The organism is Endozoicomonas sp. ALB091 (genome assembly GCF_049310265.1).
Classification (GTDB): domain Bacteria; phylum Pseudomonadota; class Gammaproteobacteria; order Pseudomonadales; family Endozoicomonadaceae; genus Endozoicomonas.
In genome coordinates, this window is record NZ_JBLYNQ010000006.1 from 798,331 (window position 1) to 816,922 (window position 18,592).

The 18,592-nt window shown below is 50.3% G+C and carries 11 protein-coding genes, 2 tRNA genes and 3 rRNA genes; 7 read left to right on the forward strand and 9 right to left on the reverse strand.

The genetic code is table 11. The features are described from left to right. Positions 1-23 precede the first annotated feature (23 nt). Genes ACO6UX_RS10495 through ACO6UX_RS10510 form a run of 4 tightly spaced genes read left to right on the forward strand, consistent with a single transcriptional unit; the run spans position 24 to position 3,448 of the window. Positions 24-845 (forward strand): SDR family oxidoreductase, encoded by an 822-nt coding sequence (locus ACO6UX_RS10495; RefSeq protein WP_422447365.1) that lies wholly within the window; start codon positions 24-26, stop codon positions 843-845. Then, the gene (locus tag ACO6UX_RS10500; protein WP_422447367.1) at positions 842-1,918 is read left to right on the forward strand and encodes a phosphotransferase family protein; all 1,077 of its coding nucleotides are present in this window, start codon (positions 842-844) and stop codon (positions 1,916-1,918) included. The genes ACO6UX_RS10495 and ACO6UX_RS10500 overlap by 4 nt, the downstream gene beginning before the upstream one ends. Positions 1,919-1,931: 13 nt before the next feature. Then, on the forward strand, positions 1,932-2,645 hold the full coding sequence (locus tag ACO6UX_RS10505) for a histidine phosphatase family protein (protein WP_422447369.1): 714 nt from the start codon (positions 1,932-1,934) through the stop codon (positions 2,643-2,645). A gap of 20 nt (positions 2,646-2,665) precedes the next feature. Then, entirely contained in the window at positions 2,666-3,448 is a 783-nt protein-coding gene (locus ACO6UX_RS10510) for an SDR family oxidoreductase (RefSeq protein ID WP_422447371.1), read from the forward strand. A gap of 551 nt (positions 3,449-3,999) precedes the next feature. Here the strand turns inward: ACO6UX_RS10510 and ACO6UX_RS10515 are convergent. From ACO6UX_RS10515 to ACO6UX_RS10525, 3 genes are all read right to left on the reverse strand, one after another. Further along, complete coding sequence (locus tag ACO6UX_RS10515) at positions 4,000-4,692, reverse strand: SDR family oxidoreductase (RefSeq protein WP_422447373.1); 693 nt, start codon at positions 4,690-4,692, stop codon at positions 4,000-4,002. Between the two features lie 114 nt (positions 4,693-4,806). Continuing rightward, on the reverse strand, positions 4,807-5,508 hold the full coding sequence (locus ACO6UX_RS10520; protein ID WP_422447375.1) for an IclR family transcriptional regulator: 702 nt from the start codon (positions 5,506-5,508) through the stop codon (positions 4,807-4,809). Positions 5,509-5,651: 143 nt separating this feature from the next. Next, a complete protein-coding gene (locus ACO6UX_RS10525) occupies positions 5,652-6,614 on the reverse strand; it encodes a sulfotransferase domain-containing protein (RefSeq protein WP_422447377.1) in 963 nt (320 codons plus the stop codon). A gap of 297 nt (positions 6,615-6,911) precedes the next feature. Between ACO6UX_RS10525 and tenA the strand changes: the two genes are divergently transcribed. Beyond that, positions 6,912-7,607 (forward strand): thiaminase II, encoded by a 696-nt coding sequence (gene tenA / locus ACO6UX_RS10530; protein WP_422447379.1) that lies wholly within the window; start codon positions 6,912-6,914, stop codon positions 7,605-7,607. A gap of 68 nt (positions 7,608-7,675) precedes the next feature. Further along, positions 7,676-7,981, forward strand: a complete 306-nt coding sequence (locus ACO6UX_RS10535; protein WP_422447381.1) for a hypothetical protein — start codon at positions 7,676-7,678, stop codon at positions 7,979-7,981. A 166-nt stretch (positions 7,982-8,147) separates the two neighbouring features. Here the strand turns inward: ACO6UX_RS10535 and rrf are convergent. From rrf to dacB, 6 genes are all read right to left on the reverse strand, one after another. Continuing rightward, a 5S ribosomal RNA gene (rrf, locus tag ACO6UX_RS10540) occupies positions 8,148-8,263 on the reverse strand. A 155-nt stretch (positions 8,264-8,418) separates the two neighbouring features. Next, a 23S ribosomal RNA gene (locus tag ACO6UX_RS10545) occupies positions 8,419-11,721 on the reverse strand. A 303-nt stretch (positions 11,722-12,024) separates the two neighbouring features. Then, positions 12,025-12,100: transfer RNA gene (locus ACO6UX_RS10550), tRNA-Ala, on the reverse strand. A gap of 40 nt (positions 12,101-12,140) precedes the next feature. Then, positions 12,141-12,217, reverse strand: a tRNA-Ile gene (locus tag ACO6UX_RS10555). Between the two features lie 138 nt (positions 12,218-12,355). Further along, positions 12,356-13,924, reverse strand: a 16S ribosomal RNA gene (locus ACO6UX_RS10560). Together the 16S, 23S and 5S rRNA genes with 2 tRNA genes alongside form the textbook arrangement of a ribosomal RNA operon. Before the next feature lie 588 nt (positions 13,925-14,512). After that, positions 14,513-15,922, reverse strand: coding sequence for a D-alanyl-D-alanine carboxypeptidase/D-alanyl-D-alanine endopeptidase (gene dacB / locus ACO6UX_RS10565; RefSeq protein ID WP_422447383.1), 1,410 nt, complete (start codon positions 15,920-15,922; stop codon positions 14,513-14,515). Between the two features lie 285 nt (positions 15,923-16,207). On the opposite strand from dacB, the gene ACO6UX_RS10570 reads away from it, so the two are divergent. Further along, on the forward strand, positions 16,208-18,541 hold the full coding sequence (locus ACO6UX_RS10570) for an ATP-binding protein (protein ID WP_338063476.1): 2,334 nt from the start codon (positions 16,208-16,210) through the stop codon (positions 18,539-18,541). Positions 18,542-18,592: the final 51 nt, after the last annotated feature.

Genomic DNA, 18,592 nt, shown 5'->3' on the forward strand with positions numbered 1-18,592 from the left:
AAAATAATAAATAGGATCAAGGCATGTCGTTTATAAAAACAATAATTGTGACCGGCGGTGCCAGTGGCCTTGGCCGTGCAACCTGTGAGCGCTTTGCCCGTGCAGGTTATTCGGTTTGTGTCGCTGATATCAATCAGGAGCCAGGCAATAAAACGGTCGAAGCCCTGAAAGCCCTGGGTGCCGATGCCTATTTCACCCGCTGTGATGTCACCAGTGACCAGGATGTAGAAGCCATGATTGCCAGCGCCATGCAGCGCTGGGGCTATATCGGTGTGCTGGTGAATAATGCCGGTGTGGCAGCCGGTGGTCGTATCGAAACGTCCTCTATGGAAGATTGGCAGTGGATTCTGGACATTAACCTGCTGGGTGTTGCCAGAGGTTGTAAAACCATTACGCCACTGTTTAAGCAGCAGCGCTCCGGCCATATTGTCAATATTGCTTCGCTTGCCGGTTTGGTGAACGCGCCGATGATGTCCAGTTATAATGCCACCAAAAGTGCAGTGGTGGGCCTGTCAGAAACCATCAGGATCGAGTTGGAACCTTTTGGTATTCATACGTCAGTGGTTTGCCCGGGATTTTTTCAGACCAACCTTGCCGAGTCTTTTCGATCCGGTGATGCTGAAATGAAAAAGGTGGTGGATAAGCTACTGGCCAGTTCCAACATCACCGCTGAAGATGTGGCCAATGATATCTTCAATGCGGTTCAGAATAAGACATTTTATGTCTTGCCCCATCGCGAGGGGCGCATACTGTGGCGCATCAAGCGTTACCTGCCATCACTGTTCAAAGCACTGGTGAGCAAAGGATATAAGAAGAATTTAAAAAAACAGGGTGTGAAGCTATGACCACTGAAAGTGCAGGATTTGTTGATCAGCCGGGAACGGTTCGATCCGGAGAGGAGCTGGATAGAGCGGCACTGGATGCCTATCTGAATAGGATGCTTCCTGATATTGCCGGTGACCTTAAGGTTGAGCAATACCCCGGCGGTGCTTCCAATCTGACTTACCGGGTTTCCAAAGGTGAGAAAGAATGGATTCTCAGACGCCCGCCTTTTGGTGTAAAAGCGGCTTCTGCCCACGATATGAGTCGTGAATATCGTGTGATGTCTGCTTTGCAGGATCATTACCCGGTACCCAAAATGGTGGCCTTTTGCGAAGAACAGAGTGTTCTGGGGTGTGATTTCTATTTGATGGAGCGCCTGAATGGCATTATTCCACGCAATAACCTGCCAAAAGGGATGGCACTATCTGAGCAGGAAGGTCGACAGTTGTGTATCAATGTTCTGCAAAAGTTCAGTGAATTGCATAACATCGATATTGAAAAAGCCGGTCTGACCAGTCTGGGTAAAGGCTCCGGATACGTGCAACGTCAGATCAACGGTTGGAGCGGCCGTTATCGTAAGGCGATCACCGACAATGTACCCGACTTTGAACAAGTGATGAGCTGGCTCGACAGTAAGCAACCTGAAGATGCTGGCACCTGTCTGATTCACAATGACTTCCGGTTCGACAATGTGGTCTTGAACCCGGACAACCCAACTGAAGTTATTGGTGTGTTGGACTGGGAGATGTGCACACTGGGTGACCCATTGATGGATCTGGGTAATAGCCTTGCCTACTGGATCGAAGCGGATGATGAACCACAAATGCAAATGTTCCGCCGTCAGCCAACGAATATTGCGGGTATGCTGACGCGCAAAGAAGTGGTCGATTGGTACTGTGAGCAGAATAATATTGAACTGAAGACGTTTGATTTCTACGAAGTTTACGGCTTATTCCGGCTGGCAGTGATTATGCAGCAGATATACTACCGCTTTCATCATGGCCAGACCAGGGATCAACGTTTTGCCATGTTTCCTATGGCGATAGCGTATCTGGAGCAACGCTGCCTGCGGTTGATCAGCCAGTCATCACTCTAGGACAAAAAGAACAATGGCTACCATTTATTTGACTCGACACGGTCAGGCATCATTTGGGCAGCCCGACTATGACTGTCTTTCCCCGCTGGGTGAACGTCAGGCTGTTATTACTGGCGAGTGGTTGGCACAAACACTGGGCAAGTCATTTCAATTGTCAGGCTCCGGCACCTTGCTGCGACAACAGCAGACGCTGGCTGGTATCCATAAAGGGATGTCGAAAAGCGGGTACCGTTCGTTGTGCGCGGATATCACCTTTCCCGGACTGGATGAGCTGGATTCCGGTGACTTGATGCTGGCGGCGAACCCCGATTTTACTGATCGGGTACAAATGGACCTGGCTTTTGCCCAGGCGGCTAATCCTAAGCAGGCTTTCTTTGACGCCTATCGTGCGGCACTGTTTCGCTGGATGTCTGGTGATTATGACAATGAATACCAGGAGTCCTGGCATACCTTTAAATCCCGGACGATAGAGGTACTTCATCAGTCGACCCGTCAGATGGCACAAAATGATTCCGCTGTGCTGGTCAGCTCAGGTGGTGTGATCTCCGTGATTATACTGCAACTGTTGAACTGTCCGGATACTGAGATGTTTCGTATTAACCGACAGATTCACAATACATCCATTACAGCTATCTCTGAGCGCAACGGTAAACTGAGCCTGCATGGTTTCAACAATTATTCACACCTTGAAGTAAAAGGTGAAAAAGCGTTGCTCACCCGCATATAAAAACAATAAAGAGACTTCTTATGACAACCAACGAACCCCAAAAAGATCTGTTCAACCTGAAAGGAAAAATCGCATTGGTGACTGGTGCCAGCCGGGGCATTGGTGAAGCTATTGCCAGACTGCTGGCAGAACAGGGTGCCCATGTGATTGTTTCCAGCCGCAAGTTGGATAGCAGTGAAGCCGTTTGTAGCAGTATTCGTGACAGCGGCGGCTCTGCCGAAGCTATCCCCTGTCATATCGGTGATATGGATCAGATCACCTCCCTGTTTGAGACGATCAAGGCAAAACATGGTCAGCTGGATATTCTGGTCAATAATGCAGCAGCCAACCCTTACTTCGGTCATATTCTTGATACTGATCTGGCGGCCTTTCAAAAGACAGTAGACGTTAATATTCGTGGCTACTTCTTTATGTGCGCAGAGGCCGGAAAAATCATGCGCAAAAATGACGGTGGTAGTATTGTTAATGTTGCTTCTGTCAATGGTGTTGTGCCCGGGCATATGCAAGGTATTTACTCGGTTACCAAAGCAGCGGTTATCTCCATGACCAAAGCCTTTGCCAAAGAGTGTGCCGGGCTGAATATCCGGGTAAACGCCTTATTGCCGGGTTTGACTGAAACAAAGTTTGCCTCAGCACTGACGGGCAATCCGGCAATCCTGAAACAGGCATTGACGCATATTCCCATGAATCGCAGCGCCGCACCTGAAGAAATGGCAGGAACTGTTCTTTACCTGGTGTCTAACGCTTCCAGTTACACAACGGGTGCCTGCATAAATGTGGATGGCGGGTATTTAACCGTTTAAATCTGCTTTTTTCACTGAAGTTAAACGATAAGAAAGCCATTGATTTATTCCCCGGCAAGTTGAGCAATTAAATATTGGATGCACAGTGCAGGGCTGGTCAGCACTTTATGCTGCAATGCTTCAGGTAAACACCTGACCGCTAGTACATGGTTTCAATGAGTTTGACGGGTTGTTGTGCCTCCGCACTCCGTTCGTCCTGAGCCTGTAGAAGGGCGGAAACTCCGGACTCTGATAGATCGTGCCAAGCACCCTTCGACTCCGCTCAGGGTGAACGGAGATTGTACACGTCAAACTCATTGAAACCATGAACTAGTGCCATCGGAGCTTGCGCCAATACAATAGAGTCGTCCTCACGGCAATGTTGCTCGATATAGTCAGCAATCGTCTGCTGAGTGGAGAGGCAACAGGCTTTCCCTGTCAAAGGTTCCTGATTAATAAAAAGGCCGACAATAACTGTCGGCCTTTTTAGGTCTCCCGTCGTGAAAGCTATCAACTCAGCAGTGTTAGCTTAAGCCGACAAGACAGGGAATAGTGCCGGGTTGTGGGGCAGATCACCACTCAATACTGGAACCATCGAATACACGAAAGCTGCCGGATTCTTCCAGGGTCAGGTTTTCAGTGACCTTGATAATACCGGCAACACTCTGCTCAGCGGGGAACGTGGCATCCTTACCGCCCATATCGGTTTGTACCCAGCCCGGATGAATGGCCAGGGTTTTCACCTGCTGGTTGCGCAGGTTTTGTGCCGCCGATACCAGAATCTGGTTCAAGGCTGCTTTTGATGCGCGATAACTGTACATATTGCCGGAGCTATTATCCCCCAGACTGGCAACCCGGGTAGAAATACCGACAATGGTCTTATGTTCACTGGCCGCCACATTGTCCTGCAGCGCCTGAATAAGCAGTGCCGGAGCAACGGTGTTGATGGTGAGTACTTCCAGCCATTTCGCCTGGGTCATCTCACCCAGTGTCGCGCAGTCTGACCCCAGTACACCGGCGTTGAGGATAAGGTGATCGATAGCCTGACCATTCAGGCTGGTAGCCAGGGCGTTGATATCTGCCTCTTTGGTCACATCCAGCGGTAATACCTGGACAGTAGCGTGCGCAGTCGCCAGTTCATTCAGTGCACTTGCTGACTGTGGTGAACGACAAGTTGCCAATACCTGCCAGCCTTTCGACGCGTACTGGCGGACAAACTCCAGACCCAGACCACGATTGGCACCGGTAATCAAAACAACAGACATAAGCAGTTCCTGAGATTCAATGAAACTGTTAAGTGTATGCGCTGATAAGGACAAAAAGGTGGAAGTTGCCAAGAAAGTGCACAAGATTCGACATTATCAAATTAAGTGCCTCTACTATTTAGTGGTCAGAAACTGAAGGGCAAAATGCATCAGGCGAGCCCTGGTTAACTCCCCGGCACCGCCGCTGATCCCGGCAACGGCAACAAACTCCCCGTTCAGGTAGAGGGGGATGGCGAGACAGTTTAATCCGGCCTGCGCCTCTTCCAGATCCAGGGCATAGTTGTGTTGTGCTACCCACTGGAGTTCCTTTTCCAGCGCCCCGGGGACTTGTCCCAGCAGGCGCAGACGACGCAGTAATTCATGGTCAAACGCGAGAAACACCTTGCCGATCGCCGATGTGGTCAAACCTTCACGTTTGCCACGGGGGCTGCGAATGGTCAGTGAATGGCCGCCTTCAACCGCATCAAGGTAGAGATATTCCTGGGCACCACTGGGCACGGCCAGATAGGCGGTGTTATCTGTGAGCTGTGCCATTTTCATCAGCAAGGCACTGAAATGCCGTCGAATGGCTTCGTCTTTTTGCTCCAGTGGTCTGGACAACTCACGAAATCTCAGCCCCAGGGAATAACCTTGTTTGCTGCGCAAGACATACCCCAGCTCGCTCATGGTCGCCAGCAGGCCATGAACCGTGGTCTTGTTCAGCTCAACCGCCTCACTGACCTGCTGCAGAGTTAATGGTCCGGGATGTTGGGACAGGGCCTCAAGAATGGCGAAACTTCGCTCAACCGATTGAATTCGTTTTGGCTCTTTGTACATCAGAGTTTCCTGATCATTTTTCAGGCATTGTCCATCGGTGACGCGGAAGGATAAAGATGGTCAGCAGTGAACGTCTTACGGGGGAATTATATACGACAAGGTGGGGCATAATCCGCCACCTGTTGAGGCTTTGCAAACAACCCTTACTTTTGTTGAAAACGCATCAGTGAACCGCCTGCTTTTTGGTTGTGCTCGTTAATCTCATGGGCTGTCAGTCTTTTCCATGCTTTCGTCGTTAACATGTCTGGCGGCAAGGTCAGGTAGGGGCTTTCTTCATTACCGGCCTGTACCCCGGTAACATGGCGATTAGTAAAGTTCTCCCACTCTTTGACTACATGCTGATAAAGCCGGGTATCAAACTGATTACGCCCGATTAAAATGGACTTAAGGTGTTCTGGCGGGGATTTTTCATCATAGAGCTTATTGCCGGTCACCTGAAAGCGGGCAGAAGCCACTTTTTCCTCACCGTACAGACGAGCAACCACTGACGTCACTGAGTCGACAGCTTCTGTCGGTGCTACCAGTAAAAATTCGTCGTTTATTCTTCGGGTGGCTGCACGATAAGTGTCTTCTGTGCATTCACCATCCATATGATCTTTCCCGGCGATCAGCCGGGTTTGTAAATTATCAATCATGGTGGAACCAGCATAAGTTTCAACATCCTCTTTGGCAAGGTAACCCCGTTGATAATCAAAATTAATGGAGGACACGGCTCTTGCTACCGGCTCCCGAACTAATGAGATATATCGTCCCTGTAAACCACCTTCCTCTATCAGGCCCGTGGGCATATGGCCACTGATAAATCGGGGTGAATGTTGTGCTTTAAGGTTTTCCAGCGCTTCCGGAGAGGGATAACCGCCCATTCCTCCGGGCTTGAAAAGATTGGGGGAAACACCCTCTTGCCGCATAACGGAGCAGCGATGATTAAATACGCTGCCTGAATCAGCACTGATGGCTTTCATCAGACAGGCAATGTTGGTCCCCCCGGTTTTCGGCGTATGGATAAAAACAATATCCTCCTGCCCTGCCTTTCTTATTTCATCGGAGACATGCACGGGGTTAAGCATGGTAATCGTTGATGAAGCGTAAGACATGTTGGTTTGCATTATTCATTCACCTCGTGTGGCAAGACGCTGCAGCACTGCAAAATTGGCGGTGTGGCCCTGAAGAACCGGGAAAGTAAGCGGCTGAACAGCGGATTTCAGATCATCTGGTTAGTTTGATCGTGTTCACTGCAAAAATGTTCCTTAACTTTTTCAGACTGAAACTCTGTTCCATCAAACCCTTACCTCAGTTCTGATTGATTGTGTGTTGCCTGGCAGAGTCACGGTTAAGGGTATAAATGTGCAACCGGGCAACGGTGAGTTATGATGCGGGTCAATAATGATGCCCGGAGTCCGGCCATGAGCTCAGATACCTTGTTCCTTAACGATGAAAACACCCTTTACGGGCGCATGAAAGCGGCCTGCCAGGAGGACTGGCATAACTACTGCCATCACCCGTTTGTCCGGGGGATGGCCGACGGATCGTTGCCAATTGCCTCTTTTCGCCACTATCTTCAGCAGGATTACCTGTTCCTGATTCACTTTGCCAGGGCTTACTCACTGGCGGTTTACAAATCGGATAACCTGGAAGATATGCGTTCTGCATCGGAGTCCGTAAGCGGTATCCTGGGCGAAATGACGCTGCATCTGGCCTATTGTCGGGAGTGGGGGCTGACAGAGAAGGATGTGGTCAGCCTGCCGGAAGCCCGGGCCAATATGGCATACACCCGTTATGTGCTGGAGCGGGGAATGGCGGGTGATATTCTTGATCTTTACACGGCGTTATCGCCCTGCGCGGTAGGTTATGCGGAAATCGGGTATCGTTTAAAGAACGACCCGGATACGCTCAAAGAGGGCAACCCTTATTGGGCCTGGATAGAAACTTACGGGGGGGAAGAATTTCTTGGCGGCGCCAGAAAGCAGGTCGAGCAGCTGGAGCAGCTGGCCAGGTCCCGTTACAACGCCGCCCGAATGGATGCTCTCTGCCAGACTTTCCGGGAAGCGACCCGCCTGGAAATCGGCTTCTGGCAGATGGGTATGGACTGCTCATTTTAACGTCCGTTGGCAGTTCGCCATTCTCTGCTATCCTGAGGTCTCGAACAACAACTCATAAAGGTAAGCTTGTGAATCTTGAATCGAGGGTTGAGAAACTGGAGATGGGGCAGGAAGCACTGGATCACGCTTTTCGAGACTTGGTGAAAGTTGTCAGTGCAACCCAAGAAGTGGTTGCCCTTGTTCTCAAAGAGCAGCAGGATACCCGCAGAGAACTGAATGAGTTCAAGGGAGAGGTCAATGCTCAGTTCCGACAGATTGATCAGCGCTTTGATCAACAGGACAAACGCTTTGATCAGCAAGATAAACGTTTAGACAAGATTGAAGAAATTCTGATACAGATTATTGGTCGTCTTCCCGATCAGCCTGCTATTTAAACCTGATCTTGTTTCCAAAGCTTTGAGGGTGTCGCTAAAGCCCTCACCACCAAGTCATCCAGCCACTACCAAGTGTGCTGAAAATCGCCGATGACGATATGCACCATATCCGGCACACAAACAAAAAAAGCCCAGTTGATTGCTCAACTGGGCTTTTCTGTTGGGTGCCTGGCGATGACCTACTCTCACATGGGGAAGCCCCACACTACCATCGGCGATCGGTCATTTCACTGCTGAGTTCGGGATGGGATCAGGTGGTTCTAACCTTCTATGGTCGCCAGGCTAATTAGATACTAGAGACTAGAAACCAGTCTCTAGATGGAATCCTTTAATTAAGCTGCTTTCTTGCTTCACACTCTATGCGTATGGCTCCAACTGACAACTGGCCACTGACCACTGACCACTGTCAACTGATTCGCAAATCGCTTTGGCGTTATATGGTCAAGCCGCACGAGTCATTAGTATTGGTTAGCTCAATGCCTCACAGCACTTACACACCCAACCTATCAACGTCATAGTCTTTAACGGCTCTTCAGGACTCTCTAGGAGTCAGGGAAGTCTCATCTTGAAGGGGGCTTCCCGCTTAGATGCTTTCAGCGGTTATCCCGTCCGAACATAGCTACCGGGCAATGCGTCTGGCGACACAACCCGAACACCAGTGGTCCGTCCACTCCGGTCCTCTCGTACTAGGAGCAGCTCTTCTCAAACTTCCAACGTCCACGGCAGATAGGGACCGAACTGTCTCACGACGTTCTAAACCCAGCTCGCGTACCACTTTAAATGGCGAACAGCCATACCCTTGGGACCGGCTTCAGCCCCAGGATGTGATGAGCCGACATCGAGGTGCCAAACACCGCCGTCGATGTGAACTCTTGGGCGGTATCAGCCTGTTATCCCCGGAGTACCTTTTATCCGTTGAGCGATGGCCCTTCCATGCAGAACCACCGGATCACTAAGACCTGCTTTCGCACCTGCTCGAGATGTACCTCTCGCAGTCAAGCGTGCTTGTGCCTTTACACTAACCGTACGATGTCCGACCGTACTTAGCACACCTTCGTGCTCCTCCGTTACTCTTTGGGAGGAGACCGCCCCAGTCAAACTACCCACCACACAATGTCCCCGATCCCGTTTCGGGACCCGGGTTAGAACCTCAATATTGCCAGGGTGGTATTTCAAGGATGGCTCCACGATGACTGGCGTCACCGCTTCAAAGCCTCCCACCTATCCTACACAAGCAACATCAAGATCCACTGTGAAGCTGTAGTAAAGGTTCACGGGGTCTTTCCGTCTAGCCGCGGATACGCTGCATCTTAACAGCGATTTCAATTTCACTGAGTCTCGGGTGGAGACAGCGTGGCCATCGTTACGCCATTCGTGCAGGTCGGAACTTACCCGACAAGGAATTTCGCTACCTTAGGACCGTTATAGTTACGGCCGCCGTTTACCGGGGCTTCGATCAACCGCTTCTCTTGCGATAACAGCATCAATTAACCTTCCGGCACCGGGCAGGCGTCACACCGTATACGTCCACTTTCGTGTTTGCACAGTGCTGTGTTTTTAATAAACAGTCGCAGCCACCTGGTATCTTCGACCAGCCTCAGCTTACGGAGCAAGTCCGATCACCAAAGCCGGCGCACCTTCTCCCGAAGTTACGGTGCCATTTTGCCTAGTTCCTTCACCCGAGTTCTCTCAAGCGCCTTGGTATTCTCTACCTGACCACCTGTGTCGGTTTGGGGTACGGTCCCTTCTGACCTGAAGCTTAGAAGTTTTTCCTGGAAGCATGGCATCAATCACTTCAGTTCCGTAGAACCTCGTCATCAATTCTCGGCCTTGAGGTTTCGGATTTGCCTAAAACCCCAGCCTACGATCTTAAACGCAGACAACCAACGCTGCGCTGACCTAGCCTTCTCCGTCACTCCATCGCAGTCAGAAGGGGTACAGGAATATTGACCTGTTTCCCATCGATTACGTCTTTCGACCTCACCTTAGGGGCCGACTCACCCTGCGCCGATTAGCGTTGCGCAGGAACCCTTGGTCTTCCGGCGGGGGAGCTTCTCACTCCCCTTGTCGTTACTCATGTCAGCATTCGCACTTCTGATACCTCCAGCATACCTCCCGGTACACCTTCAACGGCTTACAGAACGCTCCTCTACCAATCCAGTGATCAGTTGTCTGTTGTCGGTGATCGGTTTTGCTCCGAGTTATTGGAAACTCTTGTGCAAATTCACCAACATTCTTGCAACTTTGGCACAGATGCCTTTACTGGCCCTGCGCATTTGATCTGCCAGTCCACGCATTTGTTCGTGCTTTGGAAATTCAAGACTCATCGCATGTACTTTCAACGAAAGTCGATACGTCGCCTGGAATACCTCAAGCTCTTCGAAACCCTGCATGCATTGCCTCATCAACTGATTACTGACAACAGACAACTGACCACTGAATTCCGTAGCTTCGGTGAACAGTTTGAGCCCCGTTAAATCTTCCGCGCGAGCCGACTCGACCAGTGAGCTATTACGCTTTCTTTAAAGGGTGGCTGCTTCTAAGCCAACCTCCTGGCTGTCTGGGCCTTCTCACATCGTTTCCCACTTAACTGTTACTTTGGGACCTTAGCTGACGGTCTGGGTTGTTTCCCTTTCCACGACGGACGTTAGCACCCGCCGTGTGTCTCCCGTGATTGCACTCATCGGTATTCGGAGTTTGCATGGGGTTGGTAAGTCGGGATGACCCCCTAGCCCAAACAGTGCTCTACCCCCGATGGTGAGACACGAGGCGCTACCTAAATAGCTTTCGAGGAGAACCAGCTATCTCCGGGCTTGATTAGCCTTTCACTCCTATCCACAGGTCATCCGCTAGCTTTTCAACGATAGTCGGTTCGGTCCTCCAGTTGATGTTACTCAACCTTCAACCTGCCCATGGATAGATCGCCCGGTTTCGGGTCTACTCCCAGCGACTCGACGCCCTATTAAGACTCGATTTCTCTACGGCTCCCCTAAACGGTTAACCTTGCCACTGAAAGTAAGTCGCTGACCCATTATACAAAAGGTACGCAGTCATCGGTGGTCAGTTGTCAGTTGTCGGTGGTCAGTTTTGCTCCGAGTGGTATTTTACTCTTGTGCAAATCTGCCAGTATTTCCGACGTTGACGACCGGGTAATCAGTCGCCGGTTGTCGCTTGCCTACCGGCAACTGACAACTGACAACTGACCACCGACTCCCACTGCTTGTACGTACACGGATTCAGGTTCTATTTCACTCCCCTCAACGGGGTTCTTTTCGCCTTTCCCTCACGGTACTGGTTCACTATCGGTCAGTCAGGAGTATTTAGCCTTGGAGGATGGTCCCCCCATGTTCAAACAGGATTTCACGTGTCCCGTCCTACTCGATTTCACAATGATTGGCCTTTCGTGTACGGGGCTATCACCCACTATGGCGACACTTTCCAGAGTCTTCCACTAAACCAAAAATTGCTTAAGGGCTGGTCCCCGTTCGCTCGCCGCTACTGGGGGAATCTCAATTGATTTCTTTTCCTCCGGGTACTTAGATGTTTCAGTTCCCCGGGTTCGCCTTCCAGACCCTATGTATTCAGGTAAGGAATAACGGCTTATGCCGTTGGGTTTCCCCATTCGGAAATTCCTGGATCACAGCTTGTTTATCAGCTCCCCAAGACTTATCGCAGATTACCACGTCCTTCATCGCCTCTGACTGCCAAGGCATCCACCGTGTACGCTTAGTCACTTGACCATATAACCCGAAACGATTTACCTTCGTAAATCATTAGAGGTCAGTCAATACAACTACCTTAAACGATCAAATGAATTTGAAGTTATTCAAATTCATCGCCATACACATTAGCTATTACCTTTCGGTAATTAACTTGAGAGTGTCTCAGCAAGAATTTTCATTAAACAACCGAAGTTGTCTAAATCAATTCAGCTTAATTTGGATTCCACATTGTTAAAGAACATTCTTTCGTTACGAAAGAAGAGCAAAATATGCTTAATGAATCAGTTTTCTGCTGTCTCTTACAAGTAAAAGACGAGAAATTGGTGGAGCTATGCGGGATCGAACCGCAGACCTCCTGCGTGCAAAGCAGGCGCTCTCCCAGCTGAGCTATAGCCCCCTATCTTTCCGTTGAACCAGGCTTTCATCTCTTGAAAGCTTGGTGGGTCTGGGCAGATTCGAACTGCCGACCTCACCCTTATCAGGGGTGCGCTCTAACCGACTGAGCTACAGACCCGGCATCTTAATCAAGATAACGGATTCATTAAACACACTTTTAAAGAACAAAGAAAATCAACTGCCCACTGGCTACTGCCAACTGACAACTGATTTATCAAACAATTCGTGTGAACGCTTATGGACGTCGGTTTTCGTTTAAGGAGGTGATCCAGCCCCAGGTTCCCCTAGGGCTACCTTGTTACGACTTCACCCCAGTCATGAATCACTCCGTGGTAATCGTCCTCCTTGCGGTTAGACTAACTACTTCTGGAGCAACCCACTCCCATGGTGTGACGGGCGGTGTGTACAAGGCCCGGGAACGTATTCACCGTGACATTCTGATTCACGATTACTAGCGATTCCGACTTCATGGAGTCGAGTTGCAGACTCCAATCCGGACTACGATGCACTTTCTCAGATTAGCTCCACCTCGCGGCTTGGCAACCGTCTGTATGCACCATTGTAGCACGTGTGTAGCCCTGGCCGTAAGGGCCATGATGACTTGACGTCGTCCCCACCTTCCTCCGGTTTGTCACCGGCAGTCTCCCCAGAGTGCCCACCATCACGTGCTGGTAACTGAGGACAAGGGTTGCGCTCGTTGCGGGACTTAACCCAACATCTCACGACACGAGCTGACGACAGCCATGCAGCACCTGTCTCTGCGTTCCCGAAGGCACTCTCTTGTCTCCAAGAGATTCGCAGGATGTCAAGGCCAGGTAAGGTTCTTCGCGTTGCTTCGAATTAAACCACATGCTCCACCGCTTGTGCGGGCCCCCGTCAATTCATTTGAGTTTTAACCTTGCGGCCGTACTCCCCAGGCGGTCTACTTATCGCGTTAGCTGCGTTACCCGTCGTACAAGACAACCGACAACTAGTAGACATCGTTTACGGCGTGGACTACCAGGGTATCTAATCCTGTTTGCTCCCCACGCTTTCGTACCTCAGCGTCAGTATCAGGCCAGAGTGTCGCCTTCGCCACTGGTGTTCCTTCCTATATCTACGCATTTCACCGCTACACAGGAAATTCCACACTCCTCTCCCGTACTCCAGCCACCCAGTTTTGGATGCAGTTCCCAGGTTGAGCCCGGGGCTTTCACATCCAACTTAGGTGGCCGCCTACGCACGCTTTACGCCCAGTAATTCCGATTAACGCTCGCACCCTCCGTATTACCGCGGCTGCTGGCACGGAGTTAGCCGGTGCTTCTTCTGTGGGTAACGTCACAGCTGAAGGGTATTAACCTTCAACCTTTCCTCCCCACTGAAAGTGCTTTACAACCCTAGGGCCTTCTTCACACACGCGGCATGGCTGCATCAGGCTTTCGCCCATTGTGCAATATTCCCCACTGCTGCCTCCCGTAGGAGTCTGGGCCGTGTCTCAGTCCCAGTGTGGCTGATCATCCTCTCAGACCAGCTACGGATCGTCGCCTTGGTAGGCCTTTACCCCACCAACAAGCTAATCCGACGCAGGCTCATCTGATAGCGAAAGGCTCGCTTCTAATAAAAGAAACGGGTCCCCTCCTTTCCACCGCTCTTGAAGAGCTAGTGCGTATGCGGTATTAATCCGGATTTCTCCGGGCTATCCCCCACTACCAGGCAGATTCCTACGTGTTACGCACCCGTCCGCCGCTCGTCGGCAAAGAGCAAGCTCTTCCCGCTACCGCTCGACTTGCATGTGTTAGGCCTGCCGCCAGCGTTAAATCTGAGCCATGATCAAACTCTTCAGTTTAAATCGTTTTGTTGCTTTACCCCGAAAAGCAAGGCAACGGCTCAATGTCACAATTAAACGTACATGAATTTACAGGTATGTTCGCTTGATCAATTAAGCATCTTAAAGTGCTTTCAGCGCTCTTTATTAAGAGAACTGATTAACCGATGCAATCGCACAAGCGCCCACACGAATTGTCTGATATCTTGTTAAAGAACTGATTAAATCGTGGTGATTTAATCGCTGATTCAGCAGTCAGTGCCGATCAGCAAGGCCGCCTATCTTACCGTGGCGACTTTCGTTGTCAAGCGATCATTTTCAGAAGCTTTCCAACTCACTGACGTTGCCCAAAGCCCTGTCAGCGGAGGCGCATCTTACCGCGCCAGTTTGATTTGTCAACCGGTTGTTTTTCGTTCATCTCCAAACAACCCATTTTCAAACCGCACTTCCCGGTCAGCAATGAACATTTATTCTGCTGATCTCTGACAATCTTTTGGGAATGCCCTGGGAAGAGCCGCGTATTATAAAGAGAAAACGAACGAAGGCAATACTTCATCCGTTAATTTTCAGAACAATATACGACAACCCTCCAACAAGCTGATGCCTTCTTTATTGTGTGCCCGTCAGTCGCTCAAGAAATGCCCGGTGGAACAGCCTGATTTCATGATGAAAGGCTCTTACCTCTTCATTCGTCGCTGGCTGAACAGGTCTCAGCCCATTCAGCAGTACAGCGAATATCAAAGGTGAGTTATTTTCCGGAAAGGCATAACCCACCATACTGTTTACCCCACTCATATAACCAGTCTTTAGCCAGCGACGTTCATCATCCCGTGAGGCCAGCCAGGGAGCATTCTCCCCCCAGCTTTTCCAACCGGTTTGCAACACTTCAGTAAAGTCATCAGCACTGAGCATGTTATATCGGGACAATCCTGAACCATCCACCAATCGCCCCCTGGTCAAGTCAACGCCCTCTTCCCGTAACATAGCCAGAACCGCCTCTGTGCCTGAAGAATAAGAACCCTTTTCACCCTTTACCGACGACCCTATGGTTTTCAGCAGGCTATCAGCGTACAGGTTGTCTGACTTATCCAGCACTCGCTGTAAAAGATCAGGCACCGGCGCAGAATGATGACTGGCCACAAGCCAGGTAAAATCCCCCTGTGGTTTCTCAACCACAACCCTGCCTTCAAGCCTGATGTTGTTTGCCTGCAAAAAAGACTCAACAAACCTTGCGGCAGCCCGCTCCGGATCACGCACTGAAAATGCCATGCGCATGGGTTTGGCATCAGGGGCAATACACCCTTCCAGGCGGTACTCATGGTTTGATGATGGCCACACTTCCTGAACACACCCGTCTGGCTCATGGGCCTGAGGTTTTCTAATCGCTATGCGATTATCAACAGAGAGCTGCCAGTGTGGCTCATCGTAAACCATCTTTGACAACTGCCCCTCTGTTCCAGAAGGCACCAGCCAGCCAAAAAAACAGTTACGATCCAGTATCATGGCACTGACTGGTGCGGCAAAGCAGATATTGTGATCATCCCAACTTGCACCACCGGCTCTTGGATAACCACTATATATAGAACCATCAAGCCAGATATTGCCGCGTATTACTTTTACACCTTTATTAATCAGTTTTCCCAGTAGCTCAGAAAGGTCATGCCTGGTCAGCGATGGGTCACCTGAAAAGGTTAATATCAGGTCTCCGGCATATTCCTTTCCCTCTGCCAAGGGTTTGTTACCCAGCAAGCGGGTTTGGTACCGATACTCTTCTCCCAACACCCGATAAGCCGAGATAGCCGTGATGGCTTTGACCGTGCTTGCTGGAAGCAAGTTAAAGCGACTGTTCCGGTCAAACAGCACCTTTCCGGTTTCAGCTTCAATAACTTTAATGGAATGAATATGCCCGGGCGGTAATGTGGCGATCAGTCGATCCAGGTCATCATTGATGGACGCAAAAACCTGGTTAATTCCAAAAGCTATAAAGGTAATAGACAGCCATTTTTTCCAGACGTTCATAAAAAAGCTCTGCAGCCTCTGACCACACTAAAATCACCGTTTAATTTATAGATTCTCAGTTCAACACACTGGTCTCAAGGCCGACAAACCTTTTTAATGAGAGTACTATAGGGCCTGTTGACGTTTCGTTGTGAGCTCAGCGGGACGTGTAGTATGGCTCAAAAAAGTGTCATATATATAACAAAAGCTTCACTCCACTCTTATGGTGTAAGCAATTTGCGGGAAATGGCAAGACTTGTGAAAAAACTCAAACTAACAGCGAATCAGCTTATTGCTAAGCAACCAGTGAAGGATTTGGGTTTCAAGTCCACAGAAGAGCTGGAAAATTACGTCGGCATCCTGGGTCAGGAGCGAGCTACCAGTGCGATTCAGTTTGGTGTCGCCATGCACCGCTCGGGCTATAACATCTATGTCATGGGCGAGTCCGGAACAGGCCGAATGTCCTACCTCCGTAAATACCTTGAAACAGAAGCCAAGCGACAGAGCTCCTCGGATGACTGGGCCTATGTCAATAACTTTGATAACCCCCGTGAGCCGAAAGCCCTGAAGTTACCCGCCGGTCTGGGCAGTGACCTGCAGAAGGATTTTGAGAGTTTTATTGATAAACTGCTGATGACCTTCCCGGCGGCGTTTGAAAACCCCACTTATCAACAAAAGAAAAGCGCCATCGAGCGCAGCTTTAATAAGCGTTATGACCAGGCCATTGATCAAATTGAACAGGAAGCGCTGAAACGGGATATCGCCTTGTACCGGGATACCGGTGCCTTGAGCTTCACGCCAATGTCCAGCGGTAAGGCGATGGACGAAACCGAGTTCGCGCAATTGCCGGATAAAAAGCGGGAAAAGTTCAATAACGACATCAGTGAACTGGAAACCAAACTCAATGAGTCTCTGGTGGAACTGCCCCAGTGGAAACGGGAATCCAACGAAAAGCTGCAGGATCTGAATCAGGACACCATTGACCAGGCTCTGGCTCCCCTGATGAAGCCTATGCTGAAAAAATACAGCAAAGAGCAGAATGTTCTGGATTACCTGGAAGCCGTCAAACAGCACCTGCACAGAACAGTAATTGAATACCTGGCGGATGAACGGGCAATGGAGTCCAAAGAAGACGCCAGCAAACGATCAGCATTAGAAGAACTCTACGCCCCCAACCTGGTGGTCGGCCATAAGAACGATGCCGCTGCGCCGGTTATTTATGAGTCTCATCCCAACTATAAGAACCTCTTTGGCCGCATCGAATACGCCAGTGAGATGGGAGCCCTGGTAACCAACTTCCGTCAGATCTGCCCCGGCTCTCTGCACCAGGCCAATGGCGGTTATCTATTGCTGGAAGCCAACAAGCTGCTGGAAGAGCCTTTCGTCTGGGAAGCCCTGAAACGGGCGCTGAAAGAGCGGCAGTTGAAAATTGAATCCCCCTACTCCGAGATGGGGTTGATGAACACCATTACCCTCACCCCGGAAATTATTCCACTGCACGTGAAGGTGATTCTGGTTGGCTCCCGGGATATTTATTACATCCTTCAGCAGCTCGACCCGGATTTCCACGAAATGTTCCGGGTACTGGTGGACTTTGATGACCAGCTGCCACGCTCTCCTGAAACTGTTCAGGCCTTTGCCCAGCTGTTGAAAAACCGGGCAGACGATGAAAACTATCCACCACTGTCTGCATCAGCGGTTGCCCGGATGATCGAACAAAGCTCCCGGATGACCGAAAACCAGACTCAACTGTCGGCAAAAATCGGCGAACTCTTCGACTTGCTGGCCGAGGCTGACTTTATCCGACGCACCGGCAATGGCCGTAAAATCAACCACGAGCACATTGACCGGGCGCTGGATGCCAAGGCCGAGCGGACTGGCCGGGTCAGTAAGCAGATTCTGGATGATATGCTGGAAGGCAGCATTCTGATTGATACTGACGGTGAGCAGATTGGTAAGATCAATGGTTTAACTGTGCTCTCTGTGGGAGATGCCTGTTTTGGCTCTCCCGCCCGGATTACCGCAGCGGTTTATCCCGGCAGCCAGGGTATTGTGGATATTGAGCGGGAGGTCGCCCTGGGTCAGGCCATTCACTCGAAAGGGGTTATGATCCTGACCGGTTATCTTGGCAGCCGTTATGCGCAAAAATTCCCACTGGCGATTTCCGCCAGTCTGGCGATGGAACAATCCTACGGTTATATCGACGGCGACAGTGCCTCCATGGCTGAGCTCTGCTGTCTGCTCTCAGCATTGACCAATACTCCGATCAAGCAATGCTATGCCGTCACCGGCTCCATGAACCAGCACGGTGAAGTTCAGGCCATTGGTGGTGTTAACGAGAAAATCGAAGGTTTCTTTGATCTCTGTAATGCCAGGGGTCTGACCGGTGAGCAGGGGGTAATTATCCCTCAGGCGAACGTTCGGAACCTGATGTTGCACAGCAAGGTAGTGGATGCGGTAAAAGCCAAGAAGTTTAATGTTTATGCGGTTTCTCATGTTGAAGAGGCACTTGAACTGCTGACCGGCCATCGTCCGGGTGTTATGAACAGCAAAGGCAATTATCCAAAAGGCTCCATCAACCAGAAAGTACTGGAACGCCTGAAAGAAATCGCTGATCTGACCAAAGAAAACCAAAGTTAATCGTACGAACTGTTACACACTCAAGCCAGACAGTTGTCTGGCTTTTTTATT

Bases quoted from the DNA above. Each gene is read 5' to 3' on its own strand.
- dacB (WP_422447383.1), bottom strand. From the start codon at position 15,922: ATGAACGTCTGGAAAAAATGGCTGTCTATTACCTTTATAGCTTTTGGA.
- ACO6UX_RS10510 (WP_422447371.1), top strand. From the start codon at position 2,666: ATGACAACCAACGAACCCCAAAAAGATCTGTTCAACCTGAAAGGAAAA.
- ACO6UX_RS10505 (WP_422447369.1), top strand. From the start codon at position 1,932: ATGGCTACCATTTATTTGACTCGACACGGTCAGGCATCATTTGGGCAG.
- ACO6UX_RS10515 (WP_422447373.1), bottom strand. From the start codon at position 4,692: ATGTCTGTTGTTTTGATTACCGGTGCCAATCGTGGTCTGGGTCTGGAG.
- ACO6UX_RS10525 (WP_422447377.1), bottom strand. From the start codon at position 6,614: ATGCAAACCAACATGTCTTACGCTTCATCAACGATTACCATGCTTAAC.
- tenA (WP_422447379.1), top strand. From the start codon at position 6,912: ATGAGCTCAGATACCTTGTTCCTTAACGATGAAAACACCCTTTACGGG.
- ACO6UX_RS10520 (WP_422447375.1), bottom strand. From the start codon at position 5,508: ATGTACAAAGAGCCAAAACGAATTCAATCGGTTGAGCGAAGTTTCGCC.
- ACO6UX_RS10495 (WP_422447365.1), top strand. From the start codon at position 24: ATGTCGTTTATAAAAACAATAATTGTGACCGGCGGTGCCAGTGGCCTT.
- ACO6UX_RS10500 (WP_422447367.1), top strand. From the start codon at position 842: ATGACCACTGAAAGTGCAGGATTTGTTGATCAGCCGGGAACGGTTCGA.